Raw genomic sequence first — 1,697 nt, 5'->3', positions numbered from 1 at the left:
TAGGCCCGGTACCGGTTGGCCCGCCGCCCCGGCTCCGGGAGCAGCCCGACATGGTGGTAGTGCCGGACCGCCCGGGTGGTGACCCCGACCAGCGCGGCGATCTCTCCGATCCGCATGCCCCTCAGTAGAAACCCTGCCGCTGCGTCAAGGTCAAGGCGACGCGGAGCCGCCGTCGGCAGCCGGTAGCATGGTCGGCACGACAGACGAGTCGGCCGGGCGGCCGCGTCGGGGTCCCAGGACCCCGCCGAGGAACGTCCGGGCTCCACAGGGCAGGGTGGTGGCTAACGGCCACCCGGGGTGACCCGCGGGACAGTGCCACAGAAAGCAGACCGCCGGGGGCTTCGGTCCCCGGTAAGGGTGAAACGGTGGTGTAAGAGACCACCAGCGCCTGAGGTGACTCAGGCGGCTAGGTAAACCCCACCCGGAGCAAGGTCAAGAGGATCCGTCCCCGGACGGGTCTGCGCGAACGCTCGAGGGCTGCCCGCCCGAGTTCGCGGGTAGACCGCACGAGGCCGGCGGCAACGCCGGTCCTAGATGGATGGCCGTCTCCCCGGCGACCGCGAGGTCTCCGGGTGACAGAACCCGGCGTACAGGCCGACTCGTCTGCCGCCCCCGCTTTGGCCCTGGTCAGAGTGGGGGTTCCACTCTTCCCGGCACCTCGGGGGCATTTCGGGGGCGTCTCCGGTACGTGCAACCCGGCCCGTTTACCATCCGGTCCGTGCTGCCGCTGCCGGACGCGTCCAGCTAGGCATAACACCGTGCATGGTGCCACATACGGCCGGTGATCCGCGCCCCCATCCCGGGAGTTGGGCGGCTAGACCGCCGCCGCGCTCGGGTCCTCGTCACCCGTGGCGGTGAAGGCCGACGAGAACGCGATGACCTTCACGTCCTCCGCCCCCGCGCCGGTCTCGGCGTAGGTGTCCCACGTCTCCTCGAACCGGGCGTGACGGCTCAGCCGCTGCACGGTCTTCGGGTCGTGGTTGCCGGACGTGGCGAGGGTGCGGGTGTAGAAGCCCTTCAGATCATGGAACCGGGCGTCGGGGTCCACCCCGGCCTCCTCCACCGCCTCCCGCCAGTACGGGTGGAAGGTCTGCCGGGTCAGCGGCCGGCCAGCGTGGTTCGTGACGATCAGACCCTCGTCGACCGGGGGCGTCCACACCCCCTGGGCCTGGCGGCGGATCCGCCGCAGCTCGGTCGCGTGCTGGACCTGGGCGGGACGGTCGTAGCCGGCCGCCAGGTGCGCGGCGATCTTGTCCAGAAGGAACTGGTCGACCGAGACCCACGTCATCGACGCCTTGGTCTTCGTCTTCACCGCCTGGCCCTTCTGCCGCTGCTCGGCGATGTGCCAGCGGCGGCGCAGGAAGTCCACCCGGTCCTTCGTCATCCCGAACGCCTCCCCCTCGCGCACTCCCCCGCACGCCGCCTCCCACACCAGCACCTCGAACCGGGGCTCGATGCACTCGGCGATCCGGGCCACCTGCTGCGGCGTGAGGTCCACCACCTTGCGCTTGGGGATCTCCGGCAGCTTGATCCGCGAGACGATGTTCGCGGGCAGGGGGATCTCCTTCTCGTCGACCATCCAGTGCACGAAGATCCGCCAGGTCTTGAACACCTGGTGCACGTAGGACGCGGCCAGGCCCTTGCCGATCAGCTCGTCCACGAAGGCGTTCGAGTCGGTGCGGCGCAGGGAGCCGGCC

At 70.4% G+C, this 1,697-nt stretch carries 2 protein-coding genes and 1 other RNA gene; 1 reads left to right on the top strand and 2 read right to left on the bottom strand.

Translation table 11 applies throughout. The annotated features are described in order from the left end of the window. The coding region (locus VR44_RS42295; RefSeq protein WP_157880243.1) for a MerR family DNA-binding transcriptional regulator at window positions 1–116 on the bottom strand (116 nt) is incomplete at its 3' end. An 88-nt stretch (window positions 117–204) separates the two neighbouring features. Here VR44_RS42295 and rnpB point away from each other — a divergent pair. Then, window positions 205–606, top strand: an RNA gene (gene rnpB / locus VR44_RS40960) — RNase P RNA component class A. Between the two features lie 208 nt (window positions 607–814). Here rnpB and VR44_RS06625 read toward each other — a convergent pair. Beyond that, window positions 815–1,697, bottom strand: an 883-nt coding sequence (locus tag VR44_RS06625; protein ID WP_045946438.1) for a tyrosine-type recombinase/integrase, incomplete at its 5' end; no start/stop codon positions are given.

Source organism: Streptomyces katrae (genome assembly GCF_000966975.1).
Lineage (GTDB): Bacteria > Actinomycetota > Actinomycetes > Streptomycetales > Streptomycetaceae > Streptomyces > Streptomyces katrae.
The sequence above is the reverse complement of the archived record's forward strand: the minus strand, read 5'-3'. Positions and strand labels throughout refer to the sequence as shown.